The sequence below is a fragment of the Novosphingobium sp. BF6 genome (genome assembly GCF_058273105.1).
Genome location: NZ_CM177775.1, coordinates 2,113,342 through 2,127,482, shown reverse-complemented (window position 1 = coordinate 2,127,482; position 14,141 = coordinate 2,113,342). Strand labels below are relative to the sequence as shown.

Annotated in this window: 12 protein-coding genes; 2 read left to right on the top strand and 10 right to left on the bottom strand. The window is 65.5% G+C overall.

The genetic code is table 11. The features are described 5' to 3' along the window. Window positions 1-11 precede the first annotated feature (11 nt). Window positions 12-1,466: a glutamate--tRNA ligase gene (gltX, locus tag AC4D6D_RS10325; protein ID WP_491325208.1), complete on the bottom strand. Its 1,455-nt coding sequence runs from the start codon at window positions 1,464-1,466 to the stop codon at window positions 12-14. A gap of 29 nt (window positions 1,467-1,495) precedes the next feature. Between gltX and AC4D6D_RS10320 the strand changes: the two genes are divergently transcribed. Further along, window positions 1,496-3,679 (top strand): ComEC/Rec2 family competence protein, encoded by a 2,184-nt coding sequence (locus AC4D6D_RS10320; RefSeq protein WP_491325207.1) that lies wholly within the window; start codon window positions 1,496-1,498, stop codon window positions 3,677-3,679. Between the two features lie 44 nt (window positions 3,680-3,723). On the opposite strand, the gene lexA is transcribed toward AC4D6D_RS10320, so the two are convergent. The 9 genes from lexA to AC4D6D_RS10275 all read right to left on the bottom strand — a co-directional run bounded on the left by lexA (window position 3,724) and on the right by AC4D6D_RS10275 (window position 12,929). Continuing rightward, window positions 3,724-4,404: a transcriptional repressor LexA gene (lexA, locus tag AC4D6D_RS10315; protein WP_147215089.1), complete on the bottom strand. Its 681-nt coding sequence runs from the start codon at window positions 4,402-4,404 to the stop codon at window positions 3,724-3,726. 152 nt (window positions 4,405-4,556) lie between these two features. Continuing rightward, window positions 4,557-5,771, bottom strand: a complete 1,215-nt coding sequence (locus tag AC4D6D_RS10310) for a molybdopterin molybdotransferase MoeA (RefSeq protein WP_491325206.1) — start codon at window positions 5,769-5,771, stop codon at window positions 4,557-4,559. Continuing rightward, the gene (gene moaC / locus AC4D6D_RS10305; RefSeq protein ID WP_491325205.1) at window positions 5,768-6,241 is read right to left on the bottom strand and encodes a cyclic pyranopterin monophosphate synthase MoaC; all 474 of its coding nucleotides are present in this window, start codon (window positions 6,239-6,241) and stop codon (window positions 5,768-5,770) included. Before moaC ends, AC4D6D_RS10310 begins: the two co-directional genes overlap by 4 nt. Next, on the bottom strand, window positions 6,238-7,026 hold the full coding sequence (trpC, locus tag AC4D6D_RS10300; RefSeq protein ID WP_491325204.1) for an indole-3-glycerol phosphate synthase TrpC: 789 nt from the start codon (window positions 7,024-7,026) through the stop codon (window positions 6,238-6,240). The genes moaC and trpC overlap by 4 nt, the downstream gene beginning before the upstream one ends. Window positions 7,027-7,047: 21 nt before the next feature. Further along, window positions 7,048-8,049 carry an anthranilate phosphoribosyltransferase gene (gene trpD / locus AC4D6D_RS10295; RefSeq protein ID WP_491325203.1) on the bottom strand — a complete coding sequence of 334 codons (1,002 nt, stop codon included), beginning with the start codon at window positions 8,047-8,049 and terminating at the stop codon, window positions 7,048-7,050. Next, on the bottom strand, window positions 8,046-8,642 hold the full coding sequence (locus tag AC4D6D_RS10290) for an anthranilate synthase component II (RefSeq protein ID WP_491325202.1): 597 nt from the start codon (window positions 8,640-8,642) through the stop codon (window positions 8,046-8,048). Before AC4D6D_RS10290 ends, trpD begins: the two co-directional genes overlap by 4 nt. After that, the gene (locus tag AC4D6D_RS10285; protein ID WP_491325201.1) at window positions 8,639-9,418 is read right to left on the bottom strand and encodes a phosphodiester glycosidase family protein; all 780 of its coding nucleotides are present in this window, start codon (window positions 9,416-9,418) and stop codon (window positions 8,639-8,641) included. The genes AC4D6D_RS10290 and AC4D6D_RS10285 overlap by 4 nt, the downstream gene beginning before the upstream one ends. Then, on the bottom strand, window positions 9,415-10,926 hold the full coding sequence (gene trpE / locus AC4D6D_RS10280) for an anthranilate synthase component I (protein WP_491327236.1): 1,512 nt from the start codon (window positions 10,924-10,926) through the stop codon (window positions 9,415-9,417). Before trpE ends, AC4D6D_RS10285 begins: the two co-directional genes overlap by 4 nt. A gap of 26 nt (window positions 10,927-10,952) precedes the next feature. Beyond that, a complete protein-coding gene (locus AC4D6D_RS10275) occupies window positions 10,953-12,929 on the bottom strand; it encodes a peptidylprolyl isomerase (protein WP_491325200.1) in 1,977 nt (658 codons plus the stop codon). A gap of 341 nt (window positions 12,930-13,270) precedes the next feature. On the opposite strand from AC4D6D_RS10275, the gene tpiA reads away from it, so the two are divergent. After that, window positions 13,271-14,029, top strand: coding sequence for a triose-phosphate isomerase (tpiA, locus tag AC4D6D_RS10270; RefSeq protein ID WP_147215070.1), 759 nt, complete (start codon window positions 13,271-13,273; stop codon window positions 14,027-14,029). Window positions 14,030-14,141: the final 112 nt, after the last annotated feature.

The following is a 14,141-nucleotide window of genomic DNA, read 5'->3' as shown; positions in this document are numbered from 1 at the left end:
GTTCTTACTCCTTATATGTGTGTCCCGGCAGCGGCGTCCGCCTGCGCGCCAATGCGTGCGAGGCTTTCGTCCCGGCCGAGCAGAACCAATACGTCGAAAATACCCGGAGAGGTCGTCTGACCAGTCAGGGCCGCCCGCAAGGGTTGCGCGAGCTTGCCGAGGCCCAATCCCAAGTCCTCGGCCATTGCCTTCAGGTTGGCTTCCAGTGCCTCCAGCGCCCAGTCGGGCTCGCCGGAAAGACGCTCATGGATGGCGGCGAGGCGCCCCCGCGCCTCGTCCGTCAGCAGCGCCTGCGCCTTCTCGCTGAACGCGAGCGGACGCTTGGCAAACAGGAAGGCCGCGCCTTCTGCAAGTTCGTTGAGGTCCTTCGCACGGACCTTCAGTACCGGCATCGCCTGCGTCAGCAGGGCGAAGTCGGGATTATCGTATCCGGCCTGGACCAGGCGCGGTGCGACCAGTTCCGCCAGGCGGGCGTCTTCCGCCTCGCGCAGGTAGTGGCCGTTGATATTTTGCAGCTTCGCGAGATCGAAGCGCGAGGGCGACTTGCCGACGTCGGCCATGTCGAACCACGCGATCGCCTTGTCGCGGCTGATGAATTCCTCGTCGCCGTGGCCCCAGCCGAGGCGCAGCAGATAGTTGAACAGCGCTTCCGGCAGTACACCCATCTCGTCGCGATAGGCATCAACGCCCAGCGCGCCGTGGCGCTTGGACAGCTTGGCGCCGTCCGAACCGTGGATCAGCGGCACGTGGCCGTAAGTCGGCACGTCCCAGCCCATGCCGTGGATGACCACGAGTTGGCGGAAGGCGTTGTTGAGATGATCGTCGCCGCGCAGGACGTGGGTCACACCCATGTCGTTGTCGTCGACCACCACGGCCAGCATGTAGGTCGGCGTGCCGTCCGAGCGAAGGATGACGAAGTCGTCGATTTCCTCGTTCCTGACGGTCACTTCGCCCTGGACGAGGTCGGTGATCGTGGTCTCGCCGTCGCGCGGCGCCTTGACGCGCACGACGTAGGAGCGGTCGGCCGGCCAGGTCGCGGGATCGGCATCGCGCCATTCGCTGTCGATGCGGAACGGGCGGCGCTCTTCCTGGGCCTTCTGGCGGCGCTCGGCCAGTTCCTCGGGCGTAAGGTAGCAGCGATAGGCATGGCCGTTAGCCAACAGCTCGGCGGCCACTTCGGCATGGCGCTCCGAGCGGGCGAACTGGAACACGGCGGGCTTGTCGCCCTCGAGGCCGAGCCAGGTCAGGCCGTCGAAGATCGCCTCGATCGCCGGTTCGGTCGAGCGGGCGCGATCGGTGTCCTCGATACGGAGGAGGTACTTGCCGCCGTGATGACGGGCGAACAGCCAGTTGAAGAGAGCAGTACGGGCGCCGCCGATGTGAAGATAACCCGTGGGCGAGGGGGCAAAGCGCGTGACGACGGTCTTGCCTGCCGTCGATCCGCTCGATGCGCTGCCGCTTGCCATTATTATAACCTTCCTGTCCTATGCGCGCCATGGCCAGCCAAGCCGCCACGACGGTTGATCTAGAGCATCCGGATGTCGCCGGAGCCGCTGCAATGCAGCATCGCCCATGGATCAGCCAGAGCCACTTGTCGAGCAGTTTGGCTGGTGTCGAGTGTTTTCTTTCGAACTGCGGTTTCGCTAGGGGACCGTGGCTCGCCGTAGCCTTCGGAAGCGGCGCAGCTGCGTGGTTTTCGCTGCCCTCAAGAGAGGATTGGGCAGGCCTTTGCGTAGTATGCGTCTCGATTGCGCTATTCGCACTTTACTGGCGATCCGGCGTCCTTCGCTATCCGTATCTTCGGCAGGCGATATTGTCGCTAGCGTTGTTGACGATGGCGGGATGCCTTGGCGTTTGGCTGCGCTCTGAAATGGTCGGCGCAGAGGCGATCCAGCGCCCGCTTTCGGGAACGTTCACCGGGGCTGTGATCGGATTGGAAGAACGGCCCGCGCTGGAGCGCGACCGGCTGACGCTGGCGCTGCGCGAGCCGGGAACCGGGCGAGCGATCAAGGTGCGCGTGAACTTGCCGGTGCGGTTTCGCGACCATGTGCTGGAGACGGGAATGGTGGTCCGCTTTCGCGGGCGGCTTGCTCCACCGGCGTCGCCGATGTTCCCGGGGGGGTACGATTTCGCGCGGTCGGCGTGGTTTTCCGGGATTGCGGCGACGGGGCAGGTGACTGCGCCTATCGAGATCATTTCGGCGGCCGGTGGCGGGGACTGGCTGGCGGAACGGCGTAATGGCTTGTCACGTCATATAACCGGGCGACTGGCCGGATCGGTCGGGGGAATCGCCGCAGCGCTGACCACGGGCGATATGGGGGCGATTTCCGGAGACGATGCGCAGGCGATGCGGGATGCGGGGCTGGCGCATCTGCTGTCGATCAGCGGGCTTCACGTGAGCGCGGTGATTGGCGGGGTCTATCTTCTCGCGCTCCGACTGCTGGCATTGTCGCCAGCCTTGGCCTTGCGGGTCCGGTTGCCGATCCTTGCTGCCGGTTGCGGGGCTTTGGCCGGGATCGGCTATACCTTGCTCAGCGGTTCCCAGGTGCCGACGGTGCGTTCTTGCCTGGGTGCCCTGCTCGTGCTGGCGGCGCTGGCGATGGGGCGAGAGGCCCTGTCGATGCGCTTGCTGGCAGTGGCGGCTTTCATCGTGCTGCTGGTCTGGCCCGAGTCGATCGTCGGCCCCAGCTTCCAGATGAGTTTCGCGGCGGTGATGGTTCTCATCGCGCTCGGCAATGCTGAACCGCTAAAGCGATGGCTTGCTCCGCGCGAAGAGGCACTGCCTGTGAAGGGCCTGCGTCATGTCATGCTGCTGCTGGTCATGGGCATCGCGATCGAAATGGCGCTCCTACCGATCGGTCTTTACCATTTTCATCGTGCGGGCATTTACGGATCGTTCGCCAACGTACTGGCTATCCCGCTGACAACCCTGGTTATCATGCCCCTGGTCGCGCTGGCGCTGGTTCTGGATGTCGTGGGAGCAGGCGGGCCGATCTGGTGGCTGGCGGATCATGCGATCGAGGGCTTGCTGGCGATAGCCCATTTCATTGCGGATAGTCCTGGTTCCGTCCGTGTCCTGCCAACGTTGAACGGGTGGCATTTCCTGTTGTTCGTAGCGGGAGGGTTATGGCTCGGGCTTTGGGAAGGACGAGTGCGCTTGTGGGGAGTGGTGCCGATCGTCATCGGATTCCTGGGCCTGATGATGGTCCAGGCGCCGGATCTGGTGATTTCAGGCGATGGTCGCCATGTCGGATGGATCGATCCGGACAGTCGGCGCCTCGTGATGCTCCGTGACGGTTCGAGCGATTATGCATTGGACAACATGATGGAAGCGGTAGGAAGGCGCGAATGGCCCAAGGTCGTTTCGGCAGTTCGGGGCGCCAGATGCAACAGCGATTTCTGCGCCGTTGCGCTGCGAACCGGCCAGACGCTGAACCATGTCCTCATCGCCAAGGGACATTTGATCGTGCCGGAAGATCAACTCACCAAGGCTTGCAGGCAATCCGACGTCGTCATTGCTGATCGCCGGCTTCCGGACAGTTGCCGACCGAAGTGGCTGAAGGCCGATCGCGCCATGCTGGATCGCAGTGGAGGCGTGGCCATTGATCTGGACCGGCAAACGCTAACAACCGTTGCGGACACGCAGGGCGATCATGGCTGGTGGCGTGCCTGGAGGTAGATCTCGGTCGATTATTTGAAGGGGGCTTTCTCCCCCCTTCAGGCTTAGTGATAACGGCGCAGAAGTCCTGCGAGCTTGCCTTGAACTTCCACCTCGTCCGGACCGTAGATCTGCGGCTCGTATGCGGCATTGGCGGGATCGAGCCGAAGCATGCTGCCCTCGCGGCGGAGATACTTGAGCGTCGCTTCCTCGCCCCGGATCAACGCGACGACGATTTCGCCGTCGCGTGCGGTATTGGTGCGCTTCACGAGTGCGAAGTCGCCGTCGAGAATGCCTGCGTCGATCATGGAGTCGCCGGAAACCTCCAGCGCGTAATGTTCACCGGAGCCGAGCAGAGCGGCCGGCACCGGAAGCATCGAATGGCCTTCCAGCGCCTCGATCGGTACACCTGCCGCGATCCGGCCATGGAGCGGAATTTCGATCACGTCGTTGGCCGGTGTCGGAACCTTCGGAGCACGAACCGGCGCCTCTTCCGCTGCCGGAGCGCTGCGGACAGGCTTGGTCGTCGAATCCTCGGGCTGGCGCAGGACTTCGAGTGCGCGGGCGCGGTTGGGCAGGCGGCGAATGAAGCCGCGTTCTTCCAGGGCCGAGATCAGGCGATGAACGCCCGACTTCGACTTGAGGTCGAGCGCTTCCTTCATTTCCTCGAAGCTGGGCGAGATGCCGCTTTCTTCGAGCCGGACCTGGATGAACCGGAGCAATTCATGCTGCTTGCGCGTCAACATCTGCTTTGCCTCATATGTTCTGCGGCCCTTGGCCCGACCGGATAGTGCTGCCTCGCCGGATGATTCCAAGGAACAGATCCGAAACGATCTGCCGCCTTAGAAAACTTTCCTGCGAACAATGAGGGAACAATTATGCAACGAACAGGGTATAGTCAAGCAATACCGCCATTTTGGAGCAAGAACATTCGAACCATCTCTCCCGCATTGGCCGCTTCGGCTTGAGCGGGACGGTCGATCAGTACGTTGCTGGCGGCCAGTGAAGAAAGCGCGCCGCTGTCCTGTAGCGATAGGGCCTGCGCGGTTTCCCCGTTCCACACCCCCCGCAGGAATTCCCGCCGTGCTCCAGCAGCCTTCAGAGGGGCGGAAAGCTTCGCCATAATGCTGCGCGGCAAAGGCTCGGTGGCACCAAGGAGCGCGCGGAGGACCGGCAGAACGAAAAGATAAGCCGTAACCAGGCTGGATACGGGATTTCCCGGCAGCCCGATCACGAGTTGCCTGCGTTCGCCGTGGGGGCGAGTCGCTACCAGCAGCGGTTTGCCCGGCTTGATCGCGACCCGCCAGAAATCGATTTCGGCACCCCAGGCCTCCAGCGCCGGACGCAGGAGATCGTGATCGCCGACTGAAGCGCCGCCGCTGGTCACGATCACATCGGCGTCGGACGCGGCCTCGAAAGCGTTGACGAGTGCATCGAGATCGTCCGGAACAGGTCCATTTCGCTTTGCATCGACGGGTAGGCTGCGCATCAGTGCCGTCAGCATCGCGCCGTTGCTTGCGGGGATCTGATGGTCTGCGCAGCAATCGGGTTCGGCGGCCAGTTCGTCGCCGCTGTCGATCACCGTGATTCGCGGAATGCGATGGACGGGAAGATGCTTATGGCCTGCCGCGACAGCGAGACCGATCTGGGCTGGACCGATCGGCGCTCCCTGCGCCAACAGAGGGCTGCCGTCAGCGAAGTCCATGCCGCGTCTGCGGATATGCTTGTGGCCGGGATGCGGCGCCGTGCCGGTCAGCACGAGGGCGCTGCCCTCACGGGTCAGGTCTTCTTGCAGGATCACGGCACCGGCTTCAACGGGAAGCAGGGCGCCGGTGGAGATGCGGACCGCTTTGCCGGGGACAAGGGTTCCGTCAAAAGGGTGCCCGGCCGCGCTTTCGCCGATGATCTGCCATGGCCCGACCAGATCACCGGGGGTGACGGCATAACCGTCCATGGCCGAGACGTCCGCAACGGGCTGACTGCGGCGGGCAGACATGGGCCCGGCAAGGTATCGACCGAGTGTGCCTTCCACGTCGACATGCTCGACAGGCAACGGCTCGACGAGGGCCAGCAGGCGGGCCTGCGCTTCCTCAAGCGGGATCGGCGGGGTCATTGGGCCTTCCAGTGGCCGGACTTGCCGCCGAGTTTCTCGATGAGGCGGATATCCCCAATGACCATGCCCTTGTCGAGCGCCTTAGCCATGTCGTAGATTGTCACGAGCGCTACGGAAACGGCTGTAATGGCTTCCATTTCCACCCCGGTTTTGCCGGTGAGCGAGACGGTTGCGGTAGCCGTGACGGCCTCGTCCTCGAAAGCGAAATCGACATTCACGGCATCGAGCACCAGCGGGTGGCACATGGGGATGAGGTCGGCGGTTTTCTTCGCCGCCATGATGCCTGCGATCTTCGCGGTTCCGAGCACGTCGCCCTTTGGGGCATTGCCGGCACGGATCGCTTCAAGCGCTGCCGCCGTCATAGTAATACGGCCCGAGGCGACGGCGACGCGGCGGGTTTCTGCTTTTGCGCCGACGTCCACCATGCGGGCATTGCCCTGATCGTCGATGTGGGTGAGGGACTTGCTCATCCCAACAGAAGGGCGCGGGTAGCGGCCTCGACATCGGCTTCGCGCATCAGGCTTTCTCCCACGAGGAACGTGCGGGCACCGCAGGCGGAGAGGCGCTGGAGGTCGGCATGGCCGTTGATCCCGCTCTCGCTGACCAGCAGCGTGCCTTCGGGAGCCAGCGGGGCGAGGCGTTCGGTGATGCCGATATCGGTGACGAAGCGCTTCAGGTCACGATTGTTCACGCCGATAAGCCTTGATTTCAAGCGGCTTGCGCGCTCCATCTCGGTTTCGTTGTGAACTTCGACGAGACAATCCATGCCGCGTTCGTGGGCGGCGGCTTCGAGTTCCACCATCAAACCGTCATCGAGCGCGGCGACGATAATGAGGATCGCGTCGGCGCCGATCGCGCGGGCTTCGGCGACTTGCCAGGGATCGACCATGAAGTCCTTGCGGATGACCGGCAGCGACACGGCGGCGCGTGCTTCGACGAGGAAATCCTCATGTCCCTGGAAATAAGGCGCGTCGGTCAGGATCGACAGGCAGGCGGCGCCGCCGCGCTCGTAGGCGACGGCGTGTTCGGCAGGACGAAAATCGGGGCGGATCAGGCCTTTGGAGGGCGAGGCCTTCTTGATTTCGGCGATCAGCGCGAAGCCGGTTTCCGCCTTGGCGCGCAGGGCGGCCTCGAAGCCGCGGGGTGCGGTCTGCCCGGCGGCGCGGGCGTCGAGTTCGCTGATCGTCGCGAAGCCCTTGCGGGTTTGGACTTCCGCGCGCTTGGTCTGGCAGATTTCGGTAAGCTTGTCGGACATCGGTAACCTCGAAAACGCGGCTCAGGCCTTGAGCGCGGAAATCCAGCAGTTCAACAGGGCATTGGCGAGGCCCTTGTCGATGGCCTCGGCGGCCTCCTCGACGCCTTCGCGCCAGGTTTCGACTTCGCCCGCCACGATCAGGGCCCCGGCGGCATTGAGCAGCACCGCGTCGCGATAGGCCCCTTCCTCGCCGAGGAGGAGACGGCGCAGCGCCTCGGCATTGTAGGCCGCATCGCCGCCGCGAATGGCGCCGACCTCGGAGACCGGCAGGCCGACGTCCTCGGGCGAGACCCGGCGCATGGCCAGTTCTCCGTCCTTGATCTCGGCCACTTCGTTGCCGCCCGCGAGGCTCAGTTCGTCGAGGCCCTCGTCTCCGGAGATGACGAAGGAGTGCTCGCTTCCGAGGTGCATCAGCGCTTCGGCATAGATCGGCACATAGGCGGGGCGGGCAATGCCGACGAGCTGGCGGCGCACGTTGGCGGGATTGGCCAGCGGTCCCATCAGGTTGAAGATCGTGCGGCGCCCGATCGCCTTGCGGATCGGCATGATCCGGCCCATCGCCGGGTGATGGCGCGCGGCGAAGAGGAAGCAGATGCCGAGGTCGTTCAGCGTCTCCTCGGCAGTTTCCGCGGCGCGGTCGAGGTTCAGGCCGAGCGCTTCGAGCGTGTCGGCGGCACCGGCTTTCGAGCTGGCGGCGCGGTTGCCGTGTTTGGCGACAGGTACGCCGCAGGCTGCGACGACCAGCGACACAGCGGTCGAGACGTTGAGGGTATGATGGCCGTCTCCGCCGGTGCCGCAGACGTCGATGGCGTTCGCGGGGGCGTGGATCGGGATCATGCGGTTGCGCATGGCGCGGGCCGCTCCGGCGATTTCGCTGGCCGTCTCGCCGCGTTCGGTGAGGGCGATCAGGAAGCGGACGATGGCATCGTCATCGACTTTGCCGTCGAGGATCGCGCCGAAGGCTTCTTCGGCTTCCGTTTCACCGATGGGATGCAGCGGATCGGGAAGGCTGGTCACGGTCATGCGGCGAGACGCGCCGGAAGCTTGGCGTTGATGCCGCAGAGCCTGAGGTAATTGGCCAGCATCGCGTGGCCGTGCTCGGTGGCGATGCTTTCCGGGTGGAACTGTACGCCGTGGATCGGCAGCGTGGCGTGGCGGAAGCCCATGACATGGCCGTCGTCCGAGCGGGCGTTGACCTTCAGCGCCGCCGGAATGTCCTCGACGATCAGCGAGTGATAGCGGGTGGCGGTGAACGGCGAGGGGATGCCCTGGAACACGCCGGTATCGTCGTGCGTGACCGGGGAGGTCTTGCCGTGCATCAGCCCGCCGCGCACGACCTTGCCGCCGAAGTACTGGCCGATCGACTGGTGGCCGAGGCAGACGCCGAGCAGCGGCTTGCCGCTGTCCGCCGCCGCGCCCACGAGATCGAGGCTGATGCCCGCCTCGTTGGGGGTGCAGGGGCCGGGCGAGAGCAGGAAGCCCTGCGCGCCGCTTTCGATGGCCTGGACGGCGGTGAGGGCGTCGTTGCGCACCACTTCGACTTCGGCGCCCAGTTCCATCACGTAATGGACCAGGTTCCAGGTGAAGCTGTCGTAATTGTCGATGACGAGGATCATGGTCTGCCTTTCGTCGCTTTCTCGACGACGATCAAGGGGCCGAGCGGCGGTCCGCCGTCCACGCGGCCGTGCTCCGGGTCCCAGAGCGAGGATACGCTGCCGTCGAGGAACAGCGCATCGGGGCAATCGAGCTTGTCCCTGAACAAGCGGGCCAGCTTGCCGAACGAGACCGGCTCGTCCGAAATCACGAAGTGGGCACGGCCTTTGCGGTCGACGCCGACGGCGTTGCGCAGTTTTTTCGAATCGCCGTCCGCATCGATCTTCGGGTGAAGCTTGCCGCCGATCACCAGCATCGGGCCGGACTGGGTGCCGAAGTCCGGGCGGTTGGCGACGTTCTTCGCAAAGTCCTGCGTCGTGCGCACGGCCCATCGGCCTTGCGCATCGCCGTAAAACACGCCGTTGGGCTGGAGGTGGAAATTGCCCCAGCCTTCGTTGGTGTTGAGCTTGTGGCCGCGCTGCCCTTCCTCGATGTAATAGCCGATCGGCTGTCCCTTGTCGTCGAACATGCCGCCGTTCATCGCGAAGGCGACGGCGTGATGGCCCGAGGGGCGGCTCGCTGCGAGTTCGGAGAGGCTGCGATAGGGCGCGCCGCCTTTCGGCCCCAACACCATGTGGATCGTGTGGCGCGCGGGATCGGCGGTGCAATGGGTGAAGGACACGCCTTCGAAGGTTGCACCCACGCAGGCGGGCGGGGGCGGCGCGGCGGCCTCCTGCTTGGCGTCACCCGACGAGCAGGCGGCGAGAAGCAGTACGGCCGCGGCGGCGGCCCGCGTCACTGGCCGAAGCCCGGCTCCCCGGCGACGCGCACGGCCTCGCGGGCGGCGGCGAAGAGTGCGCCGGACTTGGCCTCGCATTCGCGCTGTTCGTAGGCGGGAACGCTGTCGGCGACGATGCCTGCCCCAGCCTGGACGTGGAGCACGCCGTCCTTGAGCACGCCGGTGCGCAGGACGATGCACGAATCCACCGAGCCGTCGGGGGCGAAATAACCGACGCCGCCGGCATAGGCGCCGCGCGTCTCGGGTTCGAGTTCGGCGATGATCTCGCAGGCGCGCACTTTCGGGGCGCCGGAGACGGTGCCTGCCGGGAAGCCCGCGAAGACGGCATCGATGGCGTCGTGCCGGGCGCCGTCGAGCTTACCGACCACGTTCGAGACGATGTGCATGACGTGGCTGTAGCGCTCGATCGTGTAGCTGTCGGTCACTTCGACGGTTCCGGCGGCGGCCACGCGGCCCACGTCGTTGCGGCCGAGATCGAGCAGCATGAGGTGCTCGGCGCGTTCCTTGGGATCGGCGAGCAGGCTGACTTCGTTGGCCTTGTCCTCGGAGGCGGTCTTGCCGCGCGGGCGGGTGCCCGCGATCGGACGGATCGTCACTTCGCCTTCGCGCACGCGTACGAGGATTTCCGGGCTCGAACCGATCAGCGCGAAGCCGGGCATGTCGAGGAAGTAGAGGAACGGCGAGGGGTTCACACGGCGCAGCGAGCGATAGAGCGCCAGCGGCGGCAGCGGGAAATCGCAGGTGAAGCGCTGGGCCAGCACGACCTGGAAGATGTCACCCGCCTCGATGTAGTCCTTCGCCTTCAGGACCATTGCCTCGTAGTCGGCGGCGGCCATGACCGGGGTCTGGACGGGTTCGGGCAGGTCGGCAGCGGTCGGCGCCGCAGGTGCAGGACCGGAGAGCTTGCGCAGGGCCTCGTCGATGCGCTCCGAGGCGCGTTCGACCAGCGATTCCGGTGCGCCCGCTTCCGGCCAGAGCGGCGCGACGCAGAACAGTTCGTCGCTGAGGCGATCGAAGACGAGGATCAGCGAGGGCCGCACGAACAGCATGTCCGGCACTTCGAGCGCGCTTTGCGGCGCGCGCGGCAGCTTCTCGACAAGGCCGATGGTCTCGTAGCCGAAATAGCCGACGAGGCAGGCAAGGGCAGGAGGAAGCTCGGCAGGAACGTCGAAGCGGCAGCTTTCGACCAGCGCGCGCAGTTCCGCGAGAGTATCGCCCGGAAGCGGCGAGAAGGCCTCGCGGTCATGGCGCCAATCGCGGTTGATGGCGCAGGAATGGCCCTCGGCGCGGAAGACGAGGTCCGGATCGAGGCCGATCAGGCTGTAGCGCCCGCGCGTTTCGCCGCCTTCGACCGATTCGAGCAGGAAATCGCCGCGCCCTTCCTCGAAGAGCTTGAGCGCGACGGCGACCGGGGTCTCGGTATCGGCAACGAGCTTGCGCCAGAGCACGCCGGGCTTGCCCTGGGAGAGCTGTGCCAATGCCGCAAGGCGATCCGATTCGCGTTCCATAACCCCGGTCTTCATTTCAAGTTGTCTTATTCAGCGCTGGCGGAGCCGGCGAGCTGGTCGCGCACGGCGGCGATCGCCTTGTCGTGCTTGGTCACGCCCACTTCCTTGCGGATCGCCTTGCCGAGCGCGTCGGTATAGGCTTGGCCGAGCTGGCCGCCGAGTTCACGCTGGGTGCCCTCGACGAGCTGCGGCGCTTCGACCTTGCCCGGCACCACGTCCTTCAGGAGCACAACGAACCAGCCGCGATCCTGTCCGGCCGACTGCACCTTCACGGTGCCCTTGGCCATGTGGAACATCAACGAGACCGGCGGTGGAACCTGACGGCCCGAACGCAGTGCGGCGGTCAGCGTGGCGCGCGACATCGAGACCTGCTCGACCGGCAGCTTCTTGCCGGCGGCGGCGACGGCCTGTTCCACGGTCTTGCCCTGACGGAGCTGGGCCTGGATCTGGATCGCGGCGGCCTTGGCGGCGGCGTCGCCCTTGTCGAGCGCCCAGGCGGCCTTCACGTCGTTGACGATCTCCTTGAACGGCGCGGGCGCCGAGGCGGTGATCTGGGTGACGTCGTAGACGATGTAGCTCGGCGGGGTGGCGGGAGCGCCCTGCGTGGCGGGCTGGCCGCCGACCTGTGCGCTCTGCGGCTTTTCCTGGTCCATGCCGAAAGCGGTCTTCAGCACCGGCTGCAGCAGGGCCGGAGCGGTTTCGCCGGGCTTGCCGTAGACCTGGCCGTCGGCGACGATCGGCGCAGTCGTCTCGACCGTCGCGCCAAGCGACTTGGCGACTTCGACGAGGCTGGCGCCGTTGCTGAACTCATCCTCGATCTTGGCGAGGAGATCGGTGAAGGCGGCGCGCTTCTTGGCTTCGGTGAGCTTGGCGGCGATCTCGTCCTTGACCGAGGCGAGGGCGCGCTCGGGCTTCTTCTGCTCTTCCTCGACGCGGATCAGGTGCCAGCCCAGCGCGCTCTTCTGCGGCGTGGCAAGCTTGCCGACAGGCGTGGCGAAGACGGCATCGGCGACGGCGGGCGAGAACTGGCCCGAAAGCTGGTCCTTGCTGAAGAATTCAAGCTTGGCAGCCGAGAGGCCCTTGGCCTGGGCGGCCGCTTCCAGCGTCTTGCCGCCTGCGACTTCGGCGGCGACGGCCTTGGCCGCGGCTTCGGTCGGAACGATCAGCTGGGTGATCTTGCGGTTGTCCTGCGCGGCGTAGAGCGCCTTGTCCGCCTGATACTGCTTGGCGATCTCGGCATCGGTGGGGGCGGCAACCTCCTTGACGGCCGCTTCGCCGAAGGCGGCGTAACGGATCACGCGGCGCTCGGGGCGGACGAAGGCGCCGGTATGGCTCTTGTAGAATGCCTGGAGATCGGCATCGCTCGGTTGACCCGCAGGGAAGAACAGCTGCGAAGGCAGGGCGACGACCGAACCGGCGCGGTTCTCGTCGAGCAGGGCGGCGTAGCGCTTGGCGGCGAAGGTCGACATCGTGGTGCCGAACTGCGCGGGCAGCATCAGCTGCTGGGCGATCAGGCCCTGGGCGATGTCCTCTCGCAGCGACTTTTCCGAAAGACCCTGCTGGGCGAGCAACTGGCGGAAGGTGCTCTGGTCGAACTTGCCGTCCACGCCCTGGAACGCCGGAATGCGGGCAATCTCGCTGTCGATCAGGCGATCTCCGGCGACGACGCCGATCTTCTTCCCGAAGAATGCGGTGGCGGTGCGGTCGATCAGCTCATCGAGCACCTGCTCCAGCCCGCCCTGTGCGATGAGCGACTTCATCGTCATCGTCGGGTCCTGCTGCTGGACACGGGTGAGCGCCGACTTGGCGGCGAGGGCCAGGCCATTCTCGTCCACGTTATCCTTGCCGACCGTAGCGACCGACTTGCCGGGGCTGATGCCGCCGGAATCGTTCATGCCGGTAAGATCGCCGCCGACGAAGGCCAGCGTGATGAGTACCAGCACCGCCAGGCCAATGCCGGCGCCGATCTTGGACTTCAGGACGTTGCGGAAGAATGAGAGCATGTACCGTGCCGATCAGCGTGGAAATTTCAGGTTCAGGTCGCAGTGATGGCTGAGCCGCCATAAGGACAGCCAACGCGCGAAACGGGCTGGCTTTAGGGTGGCTTGGGGCATCCTGCAATGCCGAGTTTTGGGCCGACTTTCGGGCCGAGGTTCGCTAAGCACCTCGCGACTCGCGAATTCCTGCCCTCAATCCGCAGTTATGCCTGAACCGGGAATGCACGGATTTTGACAAGAGAGCCCTCCGTGCCCTAGCAGCGCCCGGAAAGCGCGGCTCGTGATTCCCGCTCCTAGCGGGACTGACGAGCAATCTGCGTGCTCTGAAATCAAGGTTTCTCAATATCATGGCTGGTCTGCCTTACATCGTCGGTAATTGGAAAATGAACGGCACGCGTGCGATGCTCAATGAGGCGCGCGCGATCGACCGGGCTGCCGCACGCTTCCCGAAGGTGCAGGTGGCGGTCGCGCCGCCGGCGACGCTGATCTACCGTATTCGCGATGCCGTGGAACTGATCGGCGTCGGCGGTCAGGACTGCCGTGCGGAAGACAGCGGCGCCTTCACCGGCGACATTTCCGCGCCCATGCTCAAGGATGCCGGTGCGGACTTCACCATCGTCGGCCACTCCGAGCGCCGAACGCTCCACGGCGAGAGCGACGGCGACGTGAAGGCCAAGGCCGAGGCCGCGCTGTCGGCGGGCCTCGCGGTGATTCTCTGCGTCGGCGAAACCGAGGCGCAGCGTGATGCGGGCGACGCCGAGGCCGTGGTCGCCGCGCAGCTCGATGGCTCGTGCCCGTCGATCGACGGCACGCCCGAGAAGATTTCGGTCGCCTACGAACCGGTCTGGGCGATCGGCACCGGCCGCGTCCCCTCGATCGAGGACGTGGCGGCCATGCACGCGGCGATCCGCGCGAAGCTCGTTGCCATCTACGGCGAGGGCGGCGCGGACGTGCGCATTCTCTACGGCGGCTCGGTCAAGGCGGAGAACGCCGGCGAACTGCTCTCCGTGCCCGAAGTGGGCGGAGCGCTGGTCGGTGGTGCCAGCCTGAGCGCCGAGAGCTTCCTGGCGATCGTCGGCGCCGCAGCCTTGCTGGGCAACGACTGAGGCACGGATTTCCGCCGGATACTGCCTTTCGCGGGAAGGGTTCGGCTGATGACTTGCGCAGAAGGCGACGAGCGCCTATCTGCGCGGCTTGAGATGTGGGTTTCGGCCCCGA

Coding starts and splice junctions, on each gene's coding strand:
- gltX (WP_491325208.1), bottom strand. CDS start 1,466: ATGGCAAGCGGCAGCGCATCGAGCGGATCGACGGCAGGCAAGACCGTC.
- AC4D6D_RS10320 (WP_491325207.1), top strand. CDS start 1,496: ATGGCCAGCCAAGCCGCCACGACGGTTGATCTAGAGCATCCGGATGTC.
- lexA (WP_147215089.1), bottom strand. CDS start 4,404: ATGTTGACGCGCAAGCAGCATGAATTGCTCCGGTTCATCCAGGTCCGG.
- AC4D6D_RS10310 (WP_491325206.1), bottom strand. CDS start 5,771: ATGACCCCGCCGATCCCGCTTGAGGAAGCGCAGGCCCGCCTGCTGGCC.
- moaC (WP_491325205.1), bottom strand. CDS start 6,241: ATGAGCAAGTCCCTCACCCACATCGACGATCAGGGCAATGCCCGCATG.
- trpC (WP_491325204.1), bottom strand. CDS start 7,026: ATGTCCGACAAGCTTACCGAAATCTGCCAGACCAAGCGCGCGGAAGTC.
- trpD (WP_491325203.1), bottom strand. CDS start 8,049: ATGACCGTGACCAGCCTTCCCGATCCGCTGCATCCCATCGGTGAAACG.
- AC4D6D_RS10290 (WP_491325202.1), bottom strand. CDS start 8,642: ATGATCCTCGTCATCGACAATTACGACAGCTTCACCTGGAACCTGGTC.
- trpE (WP_491327236.1), bottom strand. CDS start 10,926: ATGGAACGCGAATCGGATCGCCTTGCGGCATTGGCACAGCTCTCCCAG.
- AC4D6D_RS10275 (WP_491325200.1), bottom strand. CDS start 12,929: ATGCTCTCATTCTTCCGCAACGTCCTGAAGTCCAAGATCGGCGCCGGC.
- tpiA (WP_147215070.1), top strand. CDS start 13,271: ATGGCTGGTCTGCCTTACATCGTCGGTAATTGGAAAATGAACGGCACG.